General features: G+C 41.0%; 4 protein-coding genes. All 4 read right to left on the bottom strand.

All coding sequences use genetic code 11. The features are described 5' to 3' along the window. On the bottom strand, positions 1-318 hold a 318-nt coding region (locus Xinn_RS20150; RefSeq protein WP_099137782.1), incomplete at its 3' end, for a hypothetical protein. Next, a complete protein-coding gene (locus Xinn_RS20145) occupies positions 315-1,202 on the bottom strand; it encodes a ParA family protein (RefSeq protein WP_099137781.1) in 888 nt (295 codons plus the stop codon). The genes Xinn_RS20145 and Xinn_RS20150, both read right to left, overlap by 4 nt. 345 nt (positions 1,203-1,547) lie before the next feature. Continuing rightward, the gene (locus Xinn_RS20140) at positions 1,548-2,606 is read right to left on the bottom strand and encodes a tyrosine-type recombinase/integrase (RefSeq protein ID WP_086954011.1); all 1,059 of its coding nucleotides are present in this window, start codon (positions 2,604-2,606) and stop codon (positions 1,548-1,550) included. A 45-nt stretch (positions 2,607-2,651) separates the two neighbouring features. Next, on the bottom strand, positions 2,652-3,974 hold a 1,323-nt coding region (locus Xinn_RS20135; RefSeq protein ID WP_153043422.1), incomplete at its 5' end, for a conjugal transfer nickase/helicase domain-containing protein.

Raw genomic sequence — 3,974 nt, 5'->3', positions numbered from 1 at the left:
CGGCGAAGAGACCCAGAACAGCACCTCTTCACGGGTCAGATACTGCGGCTGGTTATTTTCCCAGCCACATTCCAGCAACGCCAAATCCGGCGATGCATCAGGGCACATCGCCTGCCGGCGCAGTTCCGCTTCATTGCGGGGATAAAAGTGCTCAACCTCGTCCGCAGACACGCCGAGCACCGCCGGTAACAGGACCTGAAGTTTCTCCTGCGCCGTTTCCCGATCCGGCGCATCGACAAACACAAACCACTCATCATCACTGAACAGTAATTCAACACGTTCATAACGAAAGCAGACCGCCCGCCAGATAACATTCATTGTGCGTCTCCTGTCGGTTGTTCGACCAATACGGCATCGAACTTCTCCGCCCATAAGGGCACCAGCTCACAGGCGAGGGCGTGCAGGGTGTGCGCCGCCGCCGGGCTTTTACGGGCCGTTTTATATTCAAGACGGTGCACAGGCTGGGCACGGACATGCCCCAGTTTGTAGATATCCAGCAGATCTATCCGGGTGTCCAGTAACCGGTAAACCTGCCGGCCACCCAGTGTGGCGGCATCATAGCGTCGGTTATCGATAATATCGGTCAGTTCACTCAGTGTATCCCGGTCAAGATTGGTGCCTTCAATCCCGTTGACCAGTATCTGAATGGCCGGCAGCCGGACCCCGTAGTGCTCAAAAGACCGGAGCCGGGTCAGCATCCGCAGGGTGCCGCGCAGGAACTCGCGGACGTCGGGTAAAATGGGCTTGATCACCCCCAGTACATCCTGCGTGGCCGACAACACAACCAGCTCGCTCATGACGCCGGTCGCCCCTTTGGAATCAATGAAAATAATATCGTACTGACTGAAGAGGGGATGTTGCAGAATATTACGCAGACGTAAACGCCCGTCGGGGGCATGCAGCATCGCGGTCGGCAGGAGCTCATCGGGATCGTTAGAGATCAGGATATCCAGATTATTGATGACTGAACGGGAAATGATCTGCTCTGACTGGTTCAGATCCACCGTCTGCATCAGCAATTCATACAGCCCGGCGGGGGCTTCGTAATGCAGGGGAAAAATACTGCTGGCCGTGGGTTGCGAATAATCCGCATCAATCAGGAGAACGCGAAAACCGGCATCGGCAAAAAAGCCGACCAGATTAGCCGCGTGGGTTGATTTGCCTTCGCCCCCTTTGGGGGAAATTATGGGAAGAATTATCATCTTGTACACTCAATAAATTCAATTAGTTAAGTGTACAAATTGTCAAATTAGCAGGGATTTACATTTTATTAACTTACGAGGGGATTGAAAATCCCCGTGTCGGTGGTTCGATTCCGCCTCCGGGCACCAAATTTCCTAGCCTGAACGTTGAAAGTGAGAAAATCAACGAGCAGTAAAAATTTAGGAAACTGGCTTTCAATCATGCCCATTTAGTAGATATTCGCATGGTTGAATGTTAGTTTCAAAAAGGGCACTTGTTGCATCAAGTGCTCCTTTTCTCATATCTGTTATACATAGAGTTAAACCATTCGTCAACTCTATGTAAATTTTTTTTAATTATTTTGTCTATTTCATCACAGTCAAGCGTTCATATTCCCCACCTAGCCCCATTCCCAAATAACCAGATAATTCATGCTCTAACATATGCCGCATATTGTGAAGATCTTGGTCTATATACTCCATCGTAGAGGACAAACTTCGATGCCCCAGCACATTTTTTGTTAATTGCATGTTACGTTCAGGGTGACGCATTAATATTGTTGCTAATGTATGGCGAAAACGATGAGGACTGACAGGAAAACCACATTCTATAGAAAAACGACGAAAAAATGATTTCACAGGCTGGCTATCTATAATTTTTTCTCTATCCACTTCTCTATCTGAAAGTCGATGCACATTAAAAAGTATATCATCAGGCATAGCCCCTCTTAATACCATTTCATCCATCAACTTCTGCAAACATGGTTTTAATAGACCCAATAAAACTACCTGATATTCACGATGATTTTTACTACTTTCGCTACGTAAGGTAATTGAATTTTCTTCAAAATCAATATCGTTTAACCGAATGTGAACTAATTGATTTAAGCGTATTCCCGTTAATCTAAATGTCTCCATTACAACAAGCCAAAATCGCGTTGGATATAATGCGCAGCAACGATAGGTCGCCTGCTGTAGCGATGCTTCTTTCTCTAGCAGAGTGAATCTCTCAAAAACGCGATACATAGTACGAACCTGCGCTTCTGTATAAATTTTTTTCCTTTTCATCCCTGGTTCAACCTGGCTATCAAAAAATGGATTCTCTATTCCAAATAACAACCCTTTTTTTATCCAAAAGCTATACAATACTTGCATGTGCCTAGCTTTTGTATTCCAAGTTCGTTCAGCAACTTTTTTAACGTTTAATTCATACCTTCTCCACCGTAAAACATGTTTATGAGTTACTTTCTCTGGTGTGATTTTTATATTTTCTATTTCTTTTAAATAATGAAGAAATAATCTAACCATCTTACTATACGTCTTTTCAGTATCGGGACGTAAAACCTTTGCATAAAAATATTCATCCAATAATTCATACCAAATAGGATCATTATTTCCCTGAACTGAAGACATTATTTTTTTCATAAAATATGTTCTCATACCTCTTTTTTATTCAATATCATACTTATATTACTCTGAGGTAAAATCAACATAAGAGCTATCTGGAGGGGGATTTCTCACAAAAATCAAACTTAATTTAATTAGATATCCACTGGCACGTATAAATTTATTATTTTTACGTGTCTCTTCATTAATAGGATTAGGGTAGATCTTACAAGTATAATGACGCTTCCTTCTATTACCCTTCTTTTCGACCCGATGTACATTTAATGATTCGAACGCAGATAAAAGCTGTTTATGATCGACTGGTAATTCTGGATGCTGACGTAAAAAAAGGAAAAAAATAGCAGGTGTCTGTAAGAATAAAAAACCTGCAACACAATGTATTTTTGCATTAGCTGTATTAAATTCAATCTGTTCAGCCTGCAATCCTTGTTTAAGCCATTGCCAAAATTTCATCTTTAGTGGTACTCCCTCCCCCTGCTCTTGCTTTTCCATATTTATATATTCTTCTTCCGTGTTTCTATCCTCATCCCCCACAAGAATTACATTTTTTCCAATAATTTCAATTGATTTATTTTCTATAAGTGAACTATCATACATTTTATCTTCACTTAAGTTTACTTTATCATCAAATTGATGTTCAGTAACATCATTAAATGATAACTTAATGTTATGATTGTGTTGGGTTTCAATATCTTCTTTGATGTCTAAAAGTGTCATTACGGCTTTCAAATCATCGCTGATAGATTCTTCTGCACTTACAGTAGAAAAAGTATCCTCCAGTCCTGATAACTCTTTCTCCGTTGAGTTAACTTTGCTAAATGCACTTCCAAGTGACATGATCTCTACATTCTGAATATTCTCTTGAACCTTATCAACTTCACTTTTTGTATTTTCTCCATTTAAAATCAAAGAGATATCATTAAATCCTTCGCTATTTTTTAAATCAGAGATATCAAGTGTCTTTTCTGGAACATCATTTAATTCATTTTGTAACTTAGGTGTAATAATTTGTGGTAACGATAAATTGGGTAATTTACTTATTGCCTCATCGATCAAATCGCTAACACCTTTTCCCCCTTCCCACTTTCCGGCTACACAGTGCATTAAAGCCTGCAATGCTTCTGGTGTTTCACTCAACCAATAAATGGCCTTTTCTGGTAATAGCGTATAGCTCATTAATCCACCTGAAACAGGGCGTAATTCTTCTATATTTGAACTATCAGGTTTGAATCGAAAACGATAAGCCTTATTCGGCGTAACAATCCCAGACATCCAACAAAGCCTATCTATACCCATCGTAATTGAAGCTGCTTGATTTTTCCTTCCTATCAGATCAAGATTGTGTCCATGAAAATTACCCTGACAAATGCCCAAAAAGAAGCCCTC

Origin of the sequence: Xenorhabdus innexi (assembly GCF_002632485.1) — a bacterium.
Classification (GTDB): Bacteria; Pseudomonadota; Gammaproteobacteria; order Enterobacterales; family Enterobacteriaceae; genus Xenorhabdus; species Xenorhabdus innexi.
Note: the sequence above shows the minus strand (reverse complement) of the source record. Positions and strands in the feature narration are given on the sequence as shown.